At 44.6% G+C, this 21,469-nt stretch carries 18 protein-coding genes; 5 read left to right on the plus strand and 13 right to left on the minus strand.

From position 1 onward, the window contains the following. The first annotated feature begins 490 nt into the window (after window positions 1–490). A complete protein-coding gene (locus CUR83_RS08740) occupies window positions 491–802 on the plus strand; it encodes a DUF1244 domain-containing protein (protein ID WP_058025732.1) in 312 nt (103 codons plus the stop codon). Window positions 803–877: 75 nt separating this feature from the next. On the opposite strand, the gene CUR83_RS08745 is transcribed toward CUR83_RS08740, so the two are convergent. The 6 genes from CUR83_RS08745 to CUR83_RS08770 form a co-directional block, all read right to left on the minus strand. After that, entirely contained in the window at window positions 878–1,321 is a 444-nt protein-coding gene (locus CUR83_RS08745; RefSeq protein ID WP_284719496.1) for an SRPBCC family protein, read from the minus strand. Window positions 1,322–1,448: 127 nt separating this feature from the next. Continuing rightward, window positions 1,449–2,153, minus strand: coding sequence for a hypothetical protein (locus tag CUR83_RS08750; RefSeq protein WP_284719497.1), 705 nt, complete (start codon window positions 2,151–2,153; stop codon window positions 1,449–1,451). A gap of 227 nt (window positions 2,154–2,380) precedes the next feature. Then, on the minus strand, window positions 2,381–3,544 hold the full coding sequence (locus CUR83_RS08755; RefSeq protein WP_252962516.1) for a CaiB/BaiF CoA transferase family protein: 1,164 nt from the start codon (window positions 3,542–3,544) through the stop codon (window positions 2,381–2,383). After that, entirely contained in the window at window positions 3,537–5,726 is a 2,190-nt protein-coding gene (locus CUR83_RS08760) for a 3-hydroxyacyl-CoA dehydrogenase NAD-binding domain-containing protein (protein ID WP_284719498.1), read from the minus strand. Before CUR83_RS08760 ends, CUR83_RS08755 begins: the two co-directional genes overlap by 8 nt. Window positions 5,727–5,798: 72 nt before the next feature. Beyond that, the gene (locus CUR83_RS08765) at window positions 5,799–7,007 is read right to left on the minus strand and encodes an acetyl-CoA C-acetyltransferase (RefSeq protein WP_071001812.1); all 1,209 of its coding nucleotides are present in this window, start codon (window positions 7,005–7,007) and stop codon (window positions 5,799–5,801) included. Between the two features lie 62 nt (window positions 7,008–7,069). After that, a complete protein-coding gene (locus CUR83_RS08770) occupies window positions 7,070–8,221 on the minus strand; it encodes an acyl-CoA dehydrogenase family protein (protein ID WP_284719499.1) in 1,152 nt (383 codons plus the stop codon). A gap of 272 nt (window positions 8,222–8,493) precedes the next feature. On the opposite strand from CUR83_RS08770, the gene CUR83_RS08775 reads away from it, so the two are divergent. Further along, on the plus strand, window positions 8,494–9,147 hold the full coding sequence (locus CUR83_RS08775) for a TetR/AcrR family transcriptional regulator (protein ID WP_093068295.1): 654 nt from the start codon (window positions 8,494–8,496) through the stop codon (window positions 9,145–9,147). Between the two features lie 122 nt (window positions 9,148–9,269). Here the strand turns inward: CUR83_RS08775 and CUR83_RS08780 are convergent, their stop codons facing one another. Next, the gene (locus tag CUR83_RS08780; RefSeq protein WP_093068291.1) at window positions 9,270–9,905 is read right to left on the minus strand and encodes a hypothetical protein; all 636 of its coding nucleotides are present in this window, start codon (window positions 9,903–9,905) and stop codon (window positions 9,270–9,272) included. A 708-nt stretch (window positions 9,906–10,613) separates the two neighbouring features. Between CUR83_RS08780 and CUR83_RS08785 the strand changes: the two genes are divergently transcribed. Together CUR83_RS08785 and CUR83_RS08790 are read left to right on the plus strand one after the other, a co-directional pair. Continuing rightward, window positions 10,614–11,813, plus strand: coding sequence for a sugar transporter (locus tag CUR83_RS08785; RefSeq protein WP_093068287.1), 1,200 nt, complete (start codon window positions 10,614–10,616; stop codon window positions 11,811–11,813). 342 nt (window positions 11,814–12,155) lie between these two features. Then, window positions 12,156–14,024, plus strand: a complete 1,869-nt coding sequence (locus CUR83_RS08790; RefSeq protein ID WP_284719500.1) for an autotransporter domain-containing protein — start codon at window positions 12,156–12,158, stop codon at window positions 14,022–14,024. Between the two features lie 151 nt (window positions 14,025–14,175). Here CUR83_RS08790 and arfB read toward each other — a convergent pair whose 3' ends face one another. The 6 genes from arfB to CUR83_RS08820 form a co-directional block, all read right to left on the minus strand. After that, on the minus strand, window positions 14,176–14,589 hold the full coding sequence (gene arfB, locus CUR83_RS08795; RefSeq protein ID WP_223335270.1) for an alternative ribosome rescue aminoacyl-tRNA hydrolase ArfB: 414 nt from the start codon (window positions 14,587–14,589) through the stop codon (window positions 14,176–14,178). A gap of 58 nt (window positions 14,590–14,647) precedes the next feature. Continuing rightward, window positions 14,648–15,520 (minus strand): HpcH/HpaI aldolase/citrate lyase family protein, encoded by an 873-nt coding sequence (locus tag CUR83_RS08800; protein WP_223335269.1) that lies wholly within the window; start codon window positions 15,518–15,520, stop codon window positions 14,648–14,650. A 205-nt stretch (window positions 15,521–15,725) separates the two neighbouring features. Further along, window positions 15,726–16,487: an SDR family oxidoreductase gene (locus CUR83_RS08805; protein WP_071001820.1), complete on the minus strand. Its 762-nt coding sequence runs from the start codon at window positions 16,485–16,487 to the stop codon at window positions 15,726–15,728. A 46-nt stretch (window positions 16,488–16,533) separates the two neighbouring features. Beyond that, window positions 16,534–17,316, minus strand: coding sequence for an SDR family NAD(P)-dependent oxidoreductase (locus tag CUR83_RS08810; RefSeq protein WP_071001821.1), 783 nt, complete (start codon window positions 17,314–17,316; stop codon window positions 16,534–16,536). Window positions 17,317–17,319: 3 nt separating this feature from the next. After that, a complete protein-coding gene (locus tag CUR83_RS08815; protein ID WP_071001822.1) occupies window positions 17,320–18,327 on the minus strand; it encodes an NADP-dependent oxidoreductase in 1,008 nt (335 codons plus the stop codon). 22 nt (window positions 18,328–18,349) lie between these two features. Then, window positions 18,350–20,155, minus strand: a complete 1,806-nt coding sequence (locus CUR83_RS08820; RefSeq protein ID WP_284719501.1) for an acyl-CoA dehydrogenase family protein — start codon at window positions 20,153–20,155, stop codon at window positions 18,350–18,352. Window positions 20,156–20,438: 283 nt separating this feature from the next. On the opposite strand from CUR83_RS08820, the gene CUR83_RS08825 reads away from it, so the two are divergent. After that, on the plus strand, window positions 20,439–21,449 hold the full coding sequence (locus tag CUR83_RS08825; RefSeq protein WP_186474284.1) for a GlxA family transcriptional regulator: 1,011 nt from the start codon (window positions 20,439–20,441) through the stop codon (window positions 21,447–21,449). The last annotated feature ends 20 nt before the right edge of the window (window positions 21,450–21,469 follow it).

The raw sequence follows: 21,469 nt of genomic DNA on the forward strand, positions 1-21,469 counted from the left end.
TATAGAATATAAAATATATTGAAAACAACCAAACCCTTTAATATTAAAGTGTACAGACTAATATAATTTAATGCAATTTTGGTCGACGCCATTGCCAAGGTTGGGGTCGAGAGTTCGAATCTCTTATCCCGCTCCAAATACTTAAAAAGCCTCACTACTCTTTATATGAGCAGTGAGGCTTTTTTTTGTCCATTTTTCGGGGCTTGTAGAGTATTTTTTCGAATATTTATTTTCTTATAGTTAAGTTTATCTAATATATTAAAAAGCTCATTTTTGGTGCGGTGCCCATTTGGTGCCCAAACCGTGCCCTGCCCTAAAACTGCGAATACTGAATTGCCCCCAACCTAGCTATTTTTAGAGCAGATAGAAATGAAGCGTGGTTTAATATTATGATTAAAAGCTTTTAAATTAGCGAACCTCTACTATAATAAGTTTACTGGTTAGTATTAACTAAGTTTTAGATGGCTCAATGACAATTAGGAAAAATATTATGGCAAAATTAGAATCAAACATCGAATTAGAAGCGGCGGCATTTCGTCGCTTATTGGCTCATTTAGACGAGCGTAAAGATGTACAGAATATTGAGCTGATGAACCTTGCCGATTTTTGTCGTAACTGTTTATCCAAATGGTACAAAGCTGCTGGTGAAGAGCGTGGTATTGAAATCGACTACGAGGATGCGCGCGAGCTTGTTTATGGCATGCCTTACGCTGAGTGGAAAGCGAAGTACCAGCAAAAAGCAACACCAGAACAGTTAGCACGTTTTAACGAAATTGAAGCTACCAAGAACAAAACGAATTAAAACCAACTAGTAGTGGCTCAAATAAAAGAGCCACCATGATATAATTATATCGAAGAAGACAATATTGCCGCTAGATTAGCGGCTTTCTATAGATTTGAGTATACTACTAAATCCTATGGTTCCTTGTTTCTGCATTTGACGATCAAGTAGGCGACCGATTAATGGCAACGGTACAATCAATCGACCCTCGGATATCCAAGTCACGTGTGTGGTGCCATCGCCCAAGTCTTTTAAATCAATGACGCCTTTATCATGTCGCATTTTGACGGGTTTAGCTTTTTCGATTTGGTATTGCATATGAGTAGGACGCTCAAACGCTGTAATCCGCTCCCAAAACTTAATAGGTCCCGCTTGAATGCTACGTAAAGCGCCAACACCATTGCGCTCCTCATTACCTTCAGCGACTAACTTAGCAACTCCCACCGCTTTAAATGAGCCATAACTGGCATGGTCGCTCAGTGCTTCAAATACCTCATCAATCGGTTTTTTGACAATGCGTTCTACTTTTATTTTGAACATAATATGATCTCGTTAGGATTAAAGTTATTTCGCTTAGTGCCATTTTAGAAACAAATAAAGCCATCATACTGCAAAAACTTATGATCGTGAAGAAGCTCGTCCTTTTGAAAGACGCTTACCATCAATACTATTCAACATCATCCAATAGCTTATTTAGCTCATCAACCATTACGTCATCTATGATGCTGCCTTCAATATAACTTACGATCTCATCTACAGTCGTTAGATCCATGGCCGCAATGCCCAAGCTGGCTAGCTGCTCATTGATTGATTCCAAGCTATCATTATCTTTGGAGTCGTCCAACAACTCTTCTTCAAACCTGCCTCTGGCAAACCAATACATTTTTTCTAGCACGGTTTCTTTTTTGGTCAACGTAGAGTAGCCATCGCCATAAATGAACAGATTAAAATGATACGGTATCTCCACATCATTGATGAAGAAGGTACGCTGGCACTCTAGTGTATAGGCCTGAATCTCTTCGCTGTCAGTACTGTCGTCACTTTGAGTATCCTCATCATATTCAATCGCTTCCTCTACCAATCCGCCTAGCAACTGATAGCCGCCCACTTTGATTTTGTGATTATAAATGATAGAGGAGTCTGCAATTGCCTCAAAAATAACGGCGCTGACATCTAAAGTATGATTATCAATATCATAAAATGCTTTTAGGGCAGGCAAAAACCCTGTCAGCTCCTCTTCAGGTACTTGAATGAGAAACTGCTGCTCGTATATCTTGATCATGTCTTCAGGCGCGTAGGTATTCGCCGTGTCGGTTTCATTTCTGCCAGTGGGCTGTAGTGGTAGGAAATTATATGGATTATCTTTGGTCATTCGAGACTGCCTTTTTGCTTGAGTTAAATTTGTGAAATGTCTGTGTGGCTCAATCTTTAAGAGCCTTAGTACATGATACTTTCTTAATATCACGGCGCTCTAGATTTTATGCGCATATTGTCTCTTATCCAGGCAATTTTAGATAGACAGATATACAAGTTCAATCACTCTGATTTAGACAGACAGGCTAAATAACACAAACTAAAAAGGCATCTCCATACCAGTGACTAGCTAATTTGCTGCCATCCTGAGGTTGCCTGATATTCATCTTGATGCGCAAACAAAGGGTGAGCCTTGGCTTCCTGTAAATTCAGCACGGGGGTCACACAGACATCCGTTGCCGCAAATACGCCTTGCCAATGCTCAAGCGTTTGACTGGCGAATTTTTCCGCCATTGTTTTAGTCGCTATTTGACTCTCAGGCCTATTGGGCATGATGCCAAGCTGCCAATGTACGTCTTTAAGCGCTGGCAACTCCAATACCTCACATAGACCTTGCCAAAATTTCAACTCTAACGAACCAACCGCCATATGTCGCTGGTCAGCGGTTTGGTACAGTCGATAACATGGTAATGCACCGCCTAAAAAGTCATGCTGTGGCATGGGAGCTGTACTTGAAGTATTATTTGAAGCACTATTTGAATTGTCACCTGAAAAACGACTGATTAGCTTACCCGTCACCTTTGGCATGACCATATGATTGTACAAACTGTGCGTCATGCTAATCGCAATATGTCGTCCTTTTCCGGTACGCTGCGCGGCAAATACAGCAGCCAACAGTGCTATCACTGCTGTATCACTACCACCTGCCAAGTCCGCAAACTGGACATTGGGCATAGCCTGCTCACCCTGAGCTGTTTTTAACTGATCAAGCACACCACTCATAGCCATAAAATTAATATCATGACCGGCCTTATCAGACCAATTATGATTTATTTGAGAGCTATTTTTTGGCTCAGCACTTTCTAAGTAGACACCTTCTTTTGCGTAACTGCCTGCGATACCATAGCCAGTAATAGATACCATTACCAGCTTTGGGTTGATGACATGCAGGGTTTTAGTATCTAATCCCATTTCTGCTAAGACACCTGGGCGAAAGCTGTCTAGCATCAGGTCAGCTTCTTTGAGATGTGCCTTAATAGCTTCAATCGCTTCGGGATCATGAAAATCATGCTTTTCAGTCGTCTTACCGTGGTTCAAAGCTGCGAATAACTCACCAAATACGCGAGCAGGATCACCTTGTTTGGGTTCGATTTTAAGAACGTCCGCACCCAAGTCCGCAAGCAGGCGCGTGGCAAATGGCCCAGGTAGGTTACGAGTCAGATCGATCACTCGTAACCCTTGTAGACAATCTGCCATTTGATCATGATTTGATAAATGCGTATCAGTCATCGGAGAACGCCTCGCCTTTGGCTGCCATGTCTAACAATATCTGGGCAGGCTCAAACCGTTCACCGTATGTTGCCGCAAGCTCGCAACTACGTTTGATGAATTCATTGACGCCCATCGCATTGATAAACTGTAGCGTGCCCCCGTGATGCGGTGCAAACCCCCAGCCAAAGATAGACCCTATATTGGTGTCGGCAACTGAGCGCACGACGTTTTCCTCATAGCATTTGGCAGATTCATTGGCTTGAATAAACATCAAACGATCAACCAAATCTTGCTGCGACGGTTGCTCTGACTTTGGCGGATATAAGTTTATCAACTCAGGCCATAGATGCTTATCACCGTCTTCTGGATAATCATAAAACCCTTTGCCATTTTTCTTGCCCTCGCGCCCATGCTCATTGACCAGCGTCTTTAGTATCTTGTAAGAAGGGCGCACAGCAACGGACTTGCCTTCGGCTGCCATATCTACCTGCTGTTGTTCGCTGACATGCAACGCTAGGCTTAACGACACTTCATCTTGTAATGCTAAGGGCGGCATCGGCATACCTGTTTTTAGTCCGGCAACTTCGATGCTACGCGGATGAACACCCTCTCCTAGCATTGCGATACCCTCTGATACATAGGTGCCAAATACCCGCGAGGTATAAAAGCCGTGACTGTCATTGACGACGATAGGCGTTTTGCCTATTTGCACAACATAATCAAAGGCTTTGGCCAACGTTTCATCATCAGTTTGCGCGCCTACGATAATCTCAACGAGCGGCATCTTATCTACTGGCGAGAAAAAATGCAGACCGATAAACTGGTTTGGTCGTGTACTGGCTTTTGCTAGCCCAGTAATCGGTAGTGTTGAGGTATTAGACGCATAAATAGCCGTGTTTGAAATCACTGCTTCACTCTGCTGGGTACATTTGGCTTTGATTTCTCGGTTTTCGAACACCGCTTCGATGATGAGATCACAATCAGCTAAATCATCGTAAGAGACGGTTGGCGTGATACGTTTTAGGAGAGCTTGTTTTTTCTCTTCGGTAGCGCGCTGTCGGCTGATGGCTTTATCCAAAATATTAGCAGAGTACGCTTTGCCTTTTTCTGCATGGGCAATTTCCGTGTCCAATAACACGACATCTATACTTGCTTTGGCAGTGACATAAGCGATGCCAGCGCCCATCATGCCAGCCCCTAAGATACCGACTTTTTTGGTTTGGGTCTGCTCAAACCCTTGAGGTCGAGACTGACCTTTTTTGATGCTATTCAGCTGCGTCCATAAGGTGTTAATCATGTTTTTTGATTCAGTCGACAGCACACAAGCGGCAAAATAACGCGACTCAATCTCAAGCCCTGTATCGATATCCACTAGGCATCCTTCAAACACACAAGACATGATATGAGTAATCGCTGGATAGTTGCCGTGAGATTTTTGATTGGCCATGGCTGGGGCGATAGAGAATATAGACACTACCTTTGGATGCTTACTATCGCCGCCAGGAATTTTAAAACCCTTCTCATCCCATGGCTGCTGCGCGCTTGGATTGTTTTGAATCCAGTTTTTTGCTTGCTTCAGCATATCTGCTCGATCAGTGGCTATTGCATCAATAAGTCCAATATCTTTTGCCGCTGCTGGTCGCAATTCTTTGCCTTGCGTCATCAGCTCCAGTGCTACTTGAATACCGACCAACCTTGGTAAGCGCTGAGTACCGCCGCCGCCAGGTAACAAGCCCAGTTTCACCTCAGGCAAACCAAGCTTGGTCTTAGGCATGTCAATGGCAATACGATAATGACAGGCAAGTGCCAACTCTAAACCACCGCCTAATGCGGTTCCTGTCATAGCAGCGACGACGGGTTTACCCGAGGTCTCAAGCGTACGCAAACTCCCTTTTAATTCCTCGGTCAATGTAAATGCTTGCTCCGCTGTCTCTATCTGGTTCAATTGATCAATATCTGCGCCAACCACAAAGGTGTCTTTGGCCGATGTGAGAATTAAGCCTGTGGCGGCGTCATCATTGATAAAACTATCAACTAACGTGGCGAATGCCTCCGTAAAGCCATCACCAATGACATTCATTTTGCGTTTGCTTTGGTCAATCGTAACGGTGACGACACCCTCGTCATCACGCTGGACGGAGAAGTCATCTAATGCGTTAATGGCTATTACGCTATCTACTGTTTGGTTATTTGTCATCATTTTTATCCCTTAAATGATTCTTTGTATATTGCGTTTTAGTCTAATTGGTTTTCAGTCTATTTTAGAGAAAGGTTAAACACGCTCGATAATAGTGGCAATTCCCATACCACCGCCCACACATAGCGTAATCATAGCAGTCTGTAAGTCGCGGCGTTCCAACTCATCAAGGACTGTCGTCATTAGCATCGCGCCCGTTGCCCCAAGCGGATGACCCATAGCGATTGCACCACCATTGACGTTGACAATATCAAGCGAGATTCCAAAATCATCAGCGGTATTCATCGGCACAGCAGCGAATGCTTCATTAATCTCCCAAAGGTCTATGTCAGAGGCTTGCATGCCCGCTTTATCGAGGGCTTTTTGGCAAGCTGGCGTTGGACCTGTCAGCATAATGGCAGGCTCTGAACCAATGACTGAGGCCATTGTGATTTTGGCGCGTGGTTTTAGTCCTGCTTTTTGCCCAGCCGCCGCGCTACCGACCAAACAAATCGCCGCCCCATCAACGATGCCAGAAGAATTACCCGCATGATGCACATGACTCACGGTTTCAATCGTGGTGTATCGGTCTAATATCACACTATCAAAGCCCATTTTTCCCGGCATAATAAAAGAAGGTTTAAGACCCGCTAAGGTTTCGACATTGGTATTAGGACGGATGGTTTCGTCTTTATCCAATAGCATCATGCCATTGATATCGGTGACAGGGACAACAGATTTGTCGTAATAGCCGTTCTCCCAAGCCTTTGCTGCGCGGCGATGTGATTCAGTGGCAAAAGCATCGACATCGCTACGGCTAAAGCCTTTAAGCGTTGCAATGGTATCCGCGCCCACCCCTTGCGGTACGAAATGCGTCGCTTCATTCACACGCGGATCCATGTACCAAGCACCGCCATCAGAGCCCATCGGCACGCGGCTCATTGACTCCACACCGCCCGCCACCACCATGTCTTCCATACCTGACATGATCTTGGCCGCTGCCAGATTAATAGACTCCAGACCAGAGGCACAAAAACGAGACAAGGTAAGACCTGCCACACTTTGTGCCCAACCAGCATCAATGACGGCGATACGCGCAATATCAGAGCCTTGCTCGCCCACTGGGGTCACGCAGCCAAGCACCACATCATCGACCAAACTGGTATCCAAGTTATGACGCTGCTCCATCTCCTTTAATAAGGTACGTGTCAGCCAGATTGGTGACGCCTGATACAAAGCGCCGTCCTTTTTTCCTTTGCCGCGTGGCGTGCGGATAGCATCATAAATGTAAGCAGTCTCAGTCATAAAAAATCCTTTTTTTATTTTTTAAATAAACAATAACTATTGTAATCTTATAATATAAGCGTTTACATAAAGCGTGAAGCCAGCTCTTTCATAATCTCATTGGTGCCGCCATAGATTTTTTGCACGCGCGCATCAGCATATAAGCGGGCGATAGGATACTCGGTCATATAGCCATAGCCACCAAACAGCTGCACGCATTCATCGATTACTTCGCACTGTTTTTCGGTGACCCAGTATTTGATCAATGACGCATGCGGTACAGACAGTTTGCCATCTAACATCGCATCGACTGCCGCATCACACATGGTACTGGCAGCGAGATAATCGGCATAGCATTCAGCCATCTTAAAACGCGTGTTTTGAAACTTCCAAATAGGTTTGCCAAAGGCTTCACGGCCCTTTACATAATCTAGTGTTAGATTGATAGCCAGCTTCATCGAACCGACCCCTGATAGCGCAATGATGAGGCGCTCACGTGGCAACTCCTGCATCATCTGTATAAAGCCCATGCCTTCCACCGTACCCAGCAGGTTGGTTTGCGGTACACGGACATTGCTAAAGAAAAGCTCTGAGGTGTCTTGAGAGGTCAGGCCAATCTTATCGAGATTGCGCCCACGTTCAAACCCTTCTACGTTGTCCGTTTCTACGATGATAAGTGAGACACCTTGTGCGCCTTTTTCACGATCTGTTTTGCATGCTAATAAGATAAGATTGGCGTGCTGCCCATTAGTGATAAAAGTCTTAGAGCCATTGATAATGTAATCATCACCGTCTTTTACTGCATAGGTTTTGATGTTTTGTAGGTCGGAGCCAGTGCCAGGCTCAGTCATGGCGATAGCGCCGATATATTCGCCCGTTGCCATTTTTGGTAGCCATGCTTGTTTTTGTGCTTCAGTACCATGGGCTAAAATATAAGGCGCGACAATACCTGAATGCACCATACCGCCAAATCCTGACTGATTGGCCTCAGTCTGTGCGTAGATAAGCGCGGCTTCGTGACCGAAATCGCCGCCGCCGCCGCCATACTCGCTTGGTATTGCCGCACACAAAAACCCCATCTCGCCTGCCTCTTCCCACGCATCGCGATCGATCATGCCGTTTTTGCGCCACTGCTCATCTTTAAGATCCCAAGATTGAAACATTTTTAAGGCACTGTCGTATATCATCTCATGCTCTTCAGTCATCCAGTTTGGGGTAAATTTTTCAATACTCATGATGTCTATCCTTGACAAGGTTGAATGAATAACAGCTATATCCAAGTCATTTTTTAAATTATGGTAATTTATATTACCGTTATAGATATGCGATAAATTCTTTGTATTTATTAATATACGAGTCTTATACTAGGCTATGAAAAACCACTTCGCAATCCATTAAATAAAAATGGTAATTCATATTACTCATTAATTTAATAATGAGAACTAATCAGCAATTTATTCAATCAGTAGGACATATCAAATAACCAATACTTTAAGAAGCGATAAATATGAAAACCTTTAATCAGTCAGATAGCCCCACGCAAACGCGATCGCTAGCACCCCTATCCGATATGCGACCCGCAACTTTGGATAAAATTGAGCAAGCCGTTCGTAAAGTCTTTGCAGGATTTGATGCTAATGAGGTGACGATGGCGCAGATTGCAAAGTCTGCAAATGTTTCCTTGCAAACGCTCTACAAGTACTTCGGGGACAAGCAAACGCTGTTTTATACCATTATGGATATTGTGCTCGGCAGATTAGCCGCTCGCATCATGGATCATCTGCAAGGGATTGATAGCGTACAAGATCGTCTACGTAAGACGCTGTGGGTCTGCTTTGATTTTGTCGACTCGCATCCAGATGCGGTGATGGTACTGTCTTCTGTGTCGGCCTCGCGTATACGTAATATCGCAATCTATGAAAACAAAGAGTTAATTGGCGCGTTTTTGGCGGTATTAGAAGATGGTCAAAATCGTGGGGTGCTCAATGACACTGTCCCACTGCACATACTCTTCGATGTATTTATGGGATTTATTAGTCGACTTGGCTTAATGCATACCATTCGCCAAACAGAGACGCCATTAAATGCAGAGTTTGATGCGCTATTTGTGATTTTATGGCGCGCCATCTCTAAACCTGAAGCATTAAACAAAAAAATTTAATGCAAAGAACCAAAAAGCCCCACGATAAAGTGAGGCTTTTTTATACTGAGTCTTCTAATTTATACTAAGGCTTCTTAGTCGATGAGCTTAGATTACTACACTCTTCATGTACTCACAGCATTTTAGATACTGCTGGATTTTGGTAAGCCATAATCTGCATGATCAACCACATGGTTGTTTTGTTCAATCGTCAGTCGATAACCTTTGATAACACCATCGTATGGCAAACTGCCCTCATACTGCTGATAATGCTCGCAGATGCTGTCTTGAATCACTGATTTACGTTGAGCATCGTCTAATTTGGCAAATCCATCTGGGAGACGTATGTGAGCCAAACGTGCAGCATTACCACGAGACACCCAATTATCGACACTCGTAAAGGTAAAATCCACTTCCGCTCGTAAGCTATATCTAGGTAGCGTATTAGAGTGGTTCGTCAAGTCATTTTTAATCTGAGCAATATCTTCTGCAAATGGCTGATACGGTATCTCAAGCACGACAAATAGCTTTGCCAAAAACTCATCAGCGGTAAAGTATTTGTCCATATAGCTGCTATCAAGTCCAAGATACCTATGCGACAGTACATGGCGCAGGCGGTCACAGGCAGGAATGGTATGCTTGATAGGATAACCCATGGCGCTGACAATATCTTGCGAACGTAGCTCAAGTGTGGCTATCTGATTGATCGCATATTGTGCTAAGAGATGGCGTGGGTGATAACGACGGGTATATTGAGATTGGTTGGCAATGTGGTTCATGATATTGAACACCTTAGACTCCTATAACTCCGACGAAAAAGGTTGATATACGCCCAAATAGGCAAAAAATCAGGCACAAATGAGGTTGTCGGAGTACAGGCTCATGCGCTTTACCAGGGTTATTTTATATCGTGCTGGAAGTTGCAAGGTTTATCACGCTGCCATGAAACGGTTGTCACGGACGGCAATAACAAAACTGTTAAACCCACGATAGATCGTTCAATGATGATAGCACAACAGATAGCAGAAAATAAATACCGATATGTTTACTTATTTTTCAATAGTAAATGGTTAGGTTTTTAGATTAAAAGCACCTCATATTGAATTTTATTTTCCTATATCTATTGCGTATTTTTTATTAACTCTCTTTTCCTAGGCCTTTCATGCTGAGCTTTAGGTTAACAATCCTTATCAAAAAACATCTTTTACAATCGACTTTGGCTTGCTATCTTGCCTCGCGACCCTTGTATTCCAAGAATACCTGCCCCACCTTGACTTGTCACCCGCTTTATTAGGGCGTGTCCCTATTTTAAAAATGGTGATAAAGATAATATAAATCGCAGACAAACAAGGAAAATAGCTGGTTAATATCGAGATATTGACTAGCTATTTGACGCCGTTTGTCAAAGATTTAGCTATTTTTAGCCCATTTAGTGATAAACGTTTGAATTAGGGACACGCCCTAGCACCTGCTTTGTATTGGATTTTATGACACATAACCTTGAGGCGAGCGCGAACGCTCGCCGAACTCAGTATTTTCAAGTATTTTTGATGGGCGTTAGTGCCTTTATTATGAACACCACAGAATTTGTCCCTGTGGCGCTATTGAGCGATATCGCCCAAGACTTCTCTATTACCACAGCAGAAACGGGCTGGATGTTGACGCTCTATGCTTGGATTGTGGCAGCGATGTCATTGCCGCTGATGCTATTGACCAGTCGATTTGAGCGTAAACGGTTACTCTTAGGGCTGTTTGCCGTCTTTATTGCCAGTCATATGCTATCTGTATTTGCATGGAGTTTTGATGTACTGCTCATTAGCCGAGTTGGGATTGCGCTGTCGCATGCGATATTTTGGTCCATCACAGCAGCAATCGCCATACGTGTGGCACCCGAAGGCAAGAAAGCCATGGCGCTGAGTGTGCTCGCGACTGGGACGTCGCTTGCGATGGTACTCGGTGTGCCGTTGGGACGGTTGGTGGGTCAATGGTTTGGTTGGCGCGCGACATTTGGCGGCATTGGTGTCATTGCGCTTGTCGTCTTTATTTTGCAAGCGAGACTATTACCTACCTTACCAAGTATGTTTGAGGGGTCTTTTAGAAAGATTCCAGAACTACTCAAGAACCCCTTACTGGTCTGTCTATATTTGCTTATCTTGCTCGTCTTTACCGCACACTATACGGCCTACTCTTACATAGAACCCTTTATGCGTCAGGTCGGTAATATCAGCGAAAACGCAGCTACTTTTGTGCTACTACTGTTTGGGGCAGCAGGCATTGTGGGCAGTGTGATATTCAGTCGTTGGGGTGATAGATATAACACTCAATTGATGCTGATATCTACGATATTAATACTTGTCTCTATGCTGACATTGCTGTTTGTCGTGACGTCTGTTTGGGCGCTTAGTGTTAGTGCACTGCTTTGGGGCGCGGCACTCATGCTACTGATTATCTCAATGCAGGCAAAAGTCATCATGGTCGATGTCAATGCACAAGACATGCTGATGGCGATGTTCTCAGGTATTATCAATTTAGGTATTGGTACAGGTGCGCTATTTGGTGGCTATGCAGTGACGCATATCTCGATATCAAGCGTGGGTTATGTCGGCGCGGCTATTGCGAGTATCGCTCTGCTCCTAATGTTATTTATGATAAAACGCTTCCCTGAGTTGAGTCGGCGACTTGGCTAAGTGTAATCTATCTATTGATACCGATGCTTTGTGAATGCTTAAAAGTAGTGATGTATGTAATAAAATGGTTAGGTAATAGTACAGCCTTGCAAGGCTGGCTAGATTTTTTTTAAGGATATGGTCGAACCACTATTAAAGTGTTACAGCGTTAGACTCGTTTAGCCTACTACTGTAGTACTTGCACTCGTCCGCCTTGTACCACTTTTAATATTGATTGACTATACAAAAGTTGTAAAAATAAGACAATATTATTTTGATGTTGTAATCAAAATGATTGCTAGCCTTCTAAAAAATAGTTACACTCCATTGACAATCTATTACATTAATGACAAGGATGTCGCTATGCCCCGTAATACCGCTCGCTCCATAGTTGGTCATACTACTCTCAAAAATTTTAACAAAAGCATGCTTGCCATCAGCCTATCTATCGCTGGTATTTATCACGCAAATGCTTATGACAGTGTCACTTTTTTTGGCGACAGTTTAACGGATGGCGGATATTTTAGCCCCCTCACTCAAGGTGCGTTTGGGCTTGAAGAGTCAGGTCAATTTACTACTAACCCTGATAATACATGGGCAACGTCATTCGCTGAACAACTAGGTACTACTGCTGTCGCCAATACTTATGATGGTAGTCAGACAGGTAATAATTATGCAATTGGTGGTGCAAGAGCAGGCGTAGATGTCACTGCTTTTGGTATTCCGGTGGCCTCTGCCAATAGCCAAGTTAATAATTATATTGATAATAATCAAGTAGATCCCAATGGACTTTATGTCGTGTGGGCAGGTGCAAATGACTTGCTTGCGGCGGCTGAAGATCCTGCTAATGCCCAAGCTACGATACTTGGCGCAGTAGCGAGCCAGGCCGAAACGATTAATACACTGAAAGACAATGGCGCAAACTACATTTTAGTACCTAATATTCCTGATATCGGTCTGACGCCTAGAGCTATTGATCAAGGGCCTGTGGCACAAGCGCAAAGTACTGGCGCTACTAGTCTATATAATCAATTTATGCTTAGTGGCGTAGCAGCTACTGGTGCGAACATCATACCGCTAGATATGTTTAGCTTGACTCAAGAGATTATTGCATCGCCTGCTCAGTATGGTTTCACTAATGTCACCGATGAAGCTTGTGGTGACAACAATAGCTCTCTAACTTGTGGACGCAACACTCTTGTAGAAACAGATGCCAACGAAACCTACTTTTTCGCTGATAGCATTCATCCAACAGGTGCTACCCACCAACTGATCGCCGACTATGCAAATGCTGTTGTCACTGCCCCTAGCCTAATCGGTGTACTACCTCATATTGCAACGACAACCGGACTTGCAACCAATGAGCGCTTACAGTCACACGTCAACCAAATCCAAAGCAGTGCGCAAAAACCTGCCCGTACACTATGGGCTGTCGGTGAAGTCGCCAATCAAGACATTGCAGGGTTTGATAGTGATAATAATACCCAAGTATTACTTGGTGTAGATTTTGCTCATCCTAATTCAGCCAATGCCGTGACAGGCTTATACGGTAACATCACCCAAAAAGACTTTGAAAACTCAGATGTCGGCACAGGTTTAAGTGATATTGATCTAGGAGAAGTTGGTTTTGGTGTCTATCATAGCAACAAGTTTGGTGATTTACAGATAAATGGCGCTGCAGGATTTGGCAACATGGATGTCGATGTCACACGTGCTGTCACACTTGGTAGCAACCAACAACAGTTCAAGTCAAATGCTGATGGTAAACGTTATTATGCCAACCTGCAGGCAGGCTACCCATTGCAGGTAAGTAATATTGCCGTCACACCTTATATCGGTGCAACAGCGAGCCGCGTAAAAATTGACGGACTCAAAGAAAAAGAGATGTCTGGCGTTGCCATGCAGTTCGATGAGCAGAAGTACTCTACGACATACGGCAAGATTGGTCTCAAAGCCAATCATACCTTGACGGAGAACCTCAACTTATTTGGTGATATTCATTATCAAAAGCAGCTGAGTGACAATCGCGAAGCGGTAACAGCAAGTTTGAATACACTATCTAATATTAGTTTTGAGACACCTATGGTCGAAACTGATGATGATAACGTTGCCATGACACTTGGAGTGTCTAGAAACTTTGGTCTATTAAACGCTAATGCTGGTGTCACACATTCACAAGGTGATGACGATGACTCAACCAGCCTATTTATTGGACTTAATGGCGCATTCTAAATAACTATTTAATCTAGCATAACGGTATAGGTGATAATTTCTCGCCTATACCACTATAGACTCAAAAACCGCCATAATCTACGATGACTTTTGCTGTATAACTGTTGTGTCGCAAAACCTCTCAATGACAAAAGCTAGTATCACAAATTCTCTAGAAATCCACTTTACCGCGTAAAGCTTTGATTTTGCCGCGCTGAGTTTTTTGATCGACGCGTTTGCGTTTGGCATTTCGACTGGGCTTGGTCGGCCGTCTGGTTTTATTGACATGCGTGGCTTTATTGATAAAGCTTTGCAGCCGTTCAAGCGCATCGATTTTATTGCGCTCTTGCGTACGAAACTGCTGCGCTTTGATGATGAGCACGCCTTCTTTGGTGATTCGGCTGTCTTTACTGTCTAGCAATCGCTGTTTGTATTCATCGCTTAGGCTTGAGGTGTGAATATTAAAACGTAAATGGATGGCAGAGGAGACTTTATTGACATTCTGCCCGCCTGCGCCTTGTGCGCGCATGGCACTAATCTCTACCTCATTATCATTGAGGCTAATATGGTTATTGATAAAAATCATAATGTGCTTTTATATACGAGTAGATATGGCTCATGATAAAGCATTATAGCTTTGCCTGCTACTTTGCTAATAACCGCTGCTTCTTCAAAAGTTGACGACTGCGCGCAATCACTGGCGCATCGACCATCTCACCATCTATTTTAAACACCGCTTGCCCGCTTTTTTCATACTCTTCTATCACCCGCGTTGCAAACGCAAGCGCTTTGTCTATCGGCTGCAAGGCTTGCTGCACAGTGGCAACTTGCTTAGGATGAATGCATAACATCCCTGCCATACCCATTTTTGACCACAAGTTTACTCGATTACTTAACCCTGACTCATCTTTAAAATCAGGATAAATCGTATCGATTGGCGGCGATAGCTGATGTACTTTTGAGGTCAAAATAAGCTGATAGCGAATCTGATTGGCAACTATCTCGGCTGATGGCGTCCCTACTTGTACTTGTAGATCATTACACAGATCCAAAAACCCATAGCTAAAAGCGGCCAAGCCTACTGCTTTTGCCATGCTATCGATTTGGTATAGCCCGATGGCACTCTCTATCAAAGAGATTACAGGTAAACCTGTCAGCTGATGTATGCTGTCGATATCTTCGGCGCGCTCGGCCTTAGCCAATAACACACCAGCCAAGTTAGACATTTTCTGACAAAGCACGATGTCTTTGAAAAACTCTTCACTACCCGCTTGATTGATACGCAGCCAAATGGGCCGATAAGTTTGCTTTGCATTTTGCTCATCGTAGTAGTTTTTTAACGCCTCTCGAGCCGCCGCTTTGTCTTGCTTGGCAACAGCATCTTCTAAATCCACAATCACGGCATCTGCGCCACTAGCAAAGGCTTTTTCTATCCTATCGATGCGAGTCGCTGGCACGAATAGCCATGTTTTATTTTGAGAAATAGTATTTATTTTATGATTGGTCAATGAATCCATATTTGACTCCTTTTGGTTATTTAAATTAATTATGCCACGGTATAGCCCATTTTTACTTCGCACTAATAGTCTATTCAATGACAAGGTAGGAAGAGTAGCTATGCAATTCATTAAAAATGAAAACAAAAAAACCGCATGAAAATTTATCTCATGCAGTTTTAAACAATTACTTTCTTATCTAACCTATGTCTTATAGACTAGCTAATTAAGCCAGCATGCCACCATCGACAACGATAGTCGCGCCTGTGGTATAGCTTGACGCATCCGACACCAGATACAGCACCGTACCAGCCATCTCATCAGGTTCCGCCACTCGCCCCAGCGGGATCGAATGTAGTGCCATTTTTAAGACTTTATCATTGGTCGTTAGCGCCGAGGCAAACTTGGTATCCGTCAGGCCTGGTAATAACGCATTCACACGGATATTAAGTGGACCACATTCTTTGGCAAAGGCCTTGGTCATGCTAATAACTGCCGCTTTAGTGATTGAGTAAATGCCTTGCTTATCACCTGCCACCAGTCCATTGACTGACGCGGTATTCAATATAACACCGCCGCCTTGCTCTTTCATCATTTTGCCAGCGGCTGTTGACATAAAGAAGTAACCACGAATGTTGACCTCCACCGTTTTATCAAAAGCGGCTAAGTCTGTATCTAAAATATGGCCATAATACGGGTTGGCTGCAGCGTTATTGACCAAGATATCAATTTGACCAAACTCACTTTTAATATGCTCAAAAATCGCGTCAATTTGCTCCATATCTCCCACATGACAGGCAAAGGCACTGGCTTTATGACCGTCAGATTTGATGCTATCTGCGACTGCTTGGCAAGCATCGATTTTGCGGCTAGAGACAATCACGTGTGCCCCTCTTGAGGCCAGCAGACGAGCAATAGACTCTCCAATACCGCGGCTCGCACCTGTCACTAGGGCAATTTTACCGGTTAAATCAAATAAATCCTTCATCACTATTCCTTATAGTTTTAAATATTCTAGACGTTTTTCGCACAAATTATGCCAACATGCCGCCATCCAAGGTAAAGGCATGGCCATTCATAAAGCTGCTCTCGTCGCTAGCGAGCCATGCAATCGCGGCAGACACCTCGTCCACCTCACCCAAACGGCGCAGCGGACTGGCTTTGACGGTTGCTTGCTGTGCGCGTTCATTCATGGCTGCCATGGTATTGCGTACCATTGGCGTATCAATAAAGCTTGGACAGACTGCATTAAAACGGATATTGGCGCGGGCGTACTCGTGGGCTGCCGACTTGGTCAGACCCATCACGCCATGTTTGGCGGCACTGTAAGCCGATAACATGGGCGCAGAACGCAGACCAGCGATAGACGCCACATTGATTACATGACCACCGCCATTCGGTATCATACAATTGACAGCGGCACGCATGCAGTGCCAGACCCCTTTTAGATTGACGGCGATATTGCGATCAAAGTCCTCATCACTCAGCTCATGCATGGGCGAAGGCTTGTGGTCGATACCCGCGTTATTGACCACCACATCTAGACCGCCTAGCGTCTCTACCGCAAAGTCAAACAACGCACGCACTTCATCACCACTGGTCACGTCTACTTTTTTGAAGACGATACTGTTGCCCGCATCTCGGCCTTGCTGGGCAACAGACTCACCCATCTTTTCTGCCATATCACCGATCACGACTTTTGCGCCGCGACTGGCCAGTAGCAGCGCGCTTGCCGCACCAATGCCTGATGCGCCGCCTGTGATCAAAATACGCTTACCCGTTACATCTGATGCAATTCCGTTTGTATTCAGTGTCATGAGTTATTCCTCTACTTTAAGTACCAGTTTGCCGAAGTTTTCACCGTTAAAGAGCATCATAAGCGTATCAGGGAATGTCTCAATCCCCTTAACGATATGATCTTTTACTTTGATGTCGCCTGACTGAATCCAGCCTGCAATCTCTTTCATGGCGATTGGATATTCTTTGATATTATCAAACACCACAATGCCTTCCATACGGGCGCGGTTGACCAGGAGTGATAAATAGTTCGATGGGCCTTTGACGGCTTCCGTGTTGTTGTATTGACTGATCGCACCGCAGATGACGATACGCGCATGTAGGTTTATTTGAGTAAGTACGTCATTTAAAATGTCACCGCCAACGTTATCAAAATAGACATCGACGCCATTTGGACAAGTTTGCTTCAAGGCTTTTTTGACGTTTTCGTTTTTATAATCGATCGTTGCATCAAACCCAAGCTCATCAACTAAGAATTTGCATTTCTCGCTACCGCCTGCAATACCAACGACGCGGCAGCCTTTGATTTTGGCAATCTGACCGACCAAACTACCAACGGCACCCGCAGCACCTGATACCACAACGGTCTCGCCTGCTTTTGGTTGGCCTGTTTTGAGCAAACCAAAATACCCTGTCATGCCCGGCATCCCAAGTACGCCTAAATAATAAGGTAGCGGTGCAAGATTTGGATCAACTTTATGCAATCCTGTGCCGTCACTGACCGCATATGACTGCACGCCATCGTGACCTGCGACATAATCCCCAACGGCAAATTTCTCATGCTTACTTTCAATCACCTCGCCCACCGTACCGGCACGCATGACTTCCCCAATCTGGACAGGTTTGATATATGATTTGGCATCATTTAGCCAGCCACGCATTGCAGGATCTATCGAGATATAATCAATTTTAATCAGTAATTGACCATCGGTGATAGTCGGTATTTCTGTCTCAGTATAATCCCAAGTCTCAGTGCTTGGTGCGCCAACTGGTCTTGTTTTTAGTCGCCATTGTCTATTTATGGTTGTCATTGCTCTTTCCTTAGCGTTGTTCTTAGAACCAGTCTGCCTGCATGTCGGTGCAAACAGCGTTGTCATTGTTTAAAATGGCTATATCACGGTTAATCAACGGTAGTTCCCAATCGATGAAGTACTTCGCCGCTTGTATCTTGCCTTTATAAAAGTTTTGTTGCTCAATATCTTGCGTCGTGCTTAATAGCTGCTCAGCTTTACTGGCTTGGCGAATCCAAATCCAGCTCAGCACGATCGAGGCAAAAATATTCATCAGCGCTTGGGCGTTACCAGTAAGCGTAATGGCTTCTTCTGTCTGCAACACTTTGCTTAGATGCACCAGCACTTCATGCAGCTGACCCATGTAAGGCGTTAATTTACCCGCGAGTGCCGCAGTCTCAGGCGTGGTGATATTTTCTAGATCTTGCGTGATTTCACGCTTTAATATTTGAATACCAAGACCACCTTTTTGCCATAACTTACGGAATGACAAATCCAATGCCTGTACGCCATTAGTCCCTTCATGGATAGGATTGAGACGATTGTCACGCCAAAACTGCTCAGCATGATATTCACGCGTATAACCAGCACCGCCCAATACTTGAATACCCAAGTCATTGGCTTTTGGCCCATATTCAGACGGCCATGCTTTTAGTACGGGCGTAAGGAGGTCTAACAATTCGGTCAACTCATTCTTTAGGGTGTCGTCTTCGCAAGTATTGATACGGTCAATTAGGTTTGAGCCGTATAAGCACAAGGAAATACCGCCTTCAGAATAGGCTTTTTGTGCCAATAGCATACGCTTTACGTCACCATGCTGGATGATAGCAGTCGCATCATCTTCAGGTTTATTGTTCGGTGCAATGCGCCCCTGCGTACGATCTTTGGCGTAATCGAGCGAATACTGATAACCGCGATAGCCAATCATCGCCGCGCCAAACCCAACCGCAATACGTGCCTCGTTCATCATCTTGAACATATAACGCAGGCCAAAATGCTCATCACCGATCAGGTAGCCGTAACAATCGCCCGCGTCACCAAAGCTCAATGCCGTCGAGGTTGCCCCTCGATAGCCAAGTTTATGAATCAGTCCTGTCAGATGCACGTCATTGCGCTCGCCGACAGACATATCATCGTTCAAACGGTACTTTGGCACCGCAAATAAGGAGATGCCTTTTACCCCACTAGGGCCACCTGGAATCTTGGCCAATACTAAATGCACGATATTGTCAGACAGTTCATGGTCCCCTGCTGAGATATAAATCTTGCTGCCTTTGATGCGGTACGAGCCGTCGTCTTGTTTGACAGCGGTGGTCTTGATGTCAGCAAGTGACGAGCCTGCATGCGGCTCTGTCAGCGCCATGGTACCAGTGAACTCGCCTGTTAGCATACGCGGCATAAAGGCGGCTTTGATATCCTCACTGGCAAAGTGAGAAATGACATTGATGGCTGCAGTGGTCAAAAATGGATAGGCGGTCGTCGACGGGTTGGCTGCCATAAAATAGCCTGCCACCGCGGTCATGATTGTCTCAGGCAGTTGCATGCCGCCATCTTCAAAACTGTAACGACCAGCGATAAAACCTGAGTCACGAAACGCATCAAAAGCGACTTTGACATCGCTTATCATGCTGACTTTTTTGCCATCGAACTGCGGCTCATTCTTGTCTGCCAAGTGATTGTGCGGCAAAAATAAATCCGTTGCGATCTTATTTGCGGTATCTAATACCGCATCAAATGTCTCGCGGCTGTGCTCTGAGAACTTTGCGTGCTCAGTGAGGGTTTGTGTTCCTAGCACATCGTACAGCTGGAACGGTAATTCAAAGTCGTTGATAAGGGTGTCTGCGGCCATAGTCGTCTCTTTTAGTTTCTCTTGATTACATGTAACGATCGTAAATCAGGCAAATCCGTTTGTATTATCACCCTCTGTCATGACCCTATCTGTGATATTTACGGCATCATTGAGTCAGGCAAAACAAAGGGGGTTAATGCTTATCAATTGATATTAATCTAAATTAGCGCACTGCCGTATTGTCATTTATGACATAATCATGGTCAAATGTGACATAAATTTGGAAATAATTTCTCCTATGGACGTTATGATTAGTGAGAAAAATAACAGATGCGAGTAACTGATGCCCTATTTCAAACCATTTAATGTAATCGTTCTTGGCTTCGATGGTGTGCTTGGTAGCGTGCTCGCTGGTGCCTTAGATTTGTTTTCATTTACAGGGGTTAGCTGGCAGCGATTTTCAAATGAAGCGGTTGAACCTAGGTTTAAGGTGCAGATCGCAAGCTTAGGCGGCGGTGATATCAGATGTAGCAACCGCTTAATGATGCGAGCGCACTGCGATATCCAAGATGTCACGGAGTGCGACTTGTTGCTGGTGCCCACCATTGGCGATTCTATAGACAAGGTACTCAGGCAAAACCGTGAGCTGCTACCACACCTAAAGCGACTGGCGAATACCAACGCGGATATTGCCAGCAATTGTAGCGGGGCTTTTTTCTTGGCGGAGGCAGGGCTATTAGATCATAAAGTCGCCACCACCCATTGGGGCTATGCCAATAAATTTAAGGCAGACTTTCCACTGGTGGACTTACAAGAGAACCAGTTTGTCACTCATGCAAGCGATGAGCTGGGTAGTATATTTTGTGCAGCAGGCGGCAGCGCCTTTTATGATTTGGGGCTATTATTAATAGAGCGCTACTGCGGACGGGAGATCTCGACCCAGATGGCAAAAACTCAGATTATTGATAGCAAACGAGGCAATCAAAACAGCTATACCAATGTGACCTTGCACAAGTCGCATGCAGACCAGCTGGTCAAACAAGTGCAAGAATTCATTGAGCAGAACTTCCAGCAGCCAATACAAGTCAGCAGCCTAGCTGCCATGGCAAATATCACTCCGCGCACTTTGAATAGACGCTTTCAGGCCAGCGTCGCGATGCGACCCGTTGAATATATTCAGGCCGTCAGAATCGAGCAAGCCAAGCGCTTGCTCGAGTTGGGGGATGTGAGTATCAAGTCTCTTGCCGATCAAGTCGGCTATGACGATATCTCTTCATTTACTCGCTTGTTCAAACGGGCAACAGAGTTGACGCCTAAGGAATATCAAGATAAGTTTTCACGGCTGGCGATTTAGAGTCTGTTAGTTAGTGCTCA

Source organism: Psychrobacter pocilloporae, assembly GCF_029872915.1.
Classification (GTDB): Bacteria; Pseudomonadota; Gammaproteobacteria; order Pseudomonadales; family Moraxellaceae; genus Psychrobacter; species Psychrobacter pacificensis.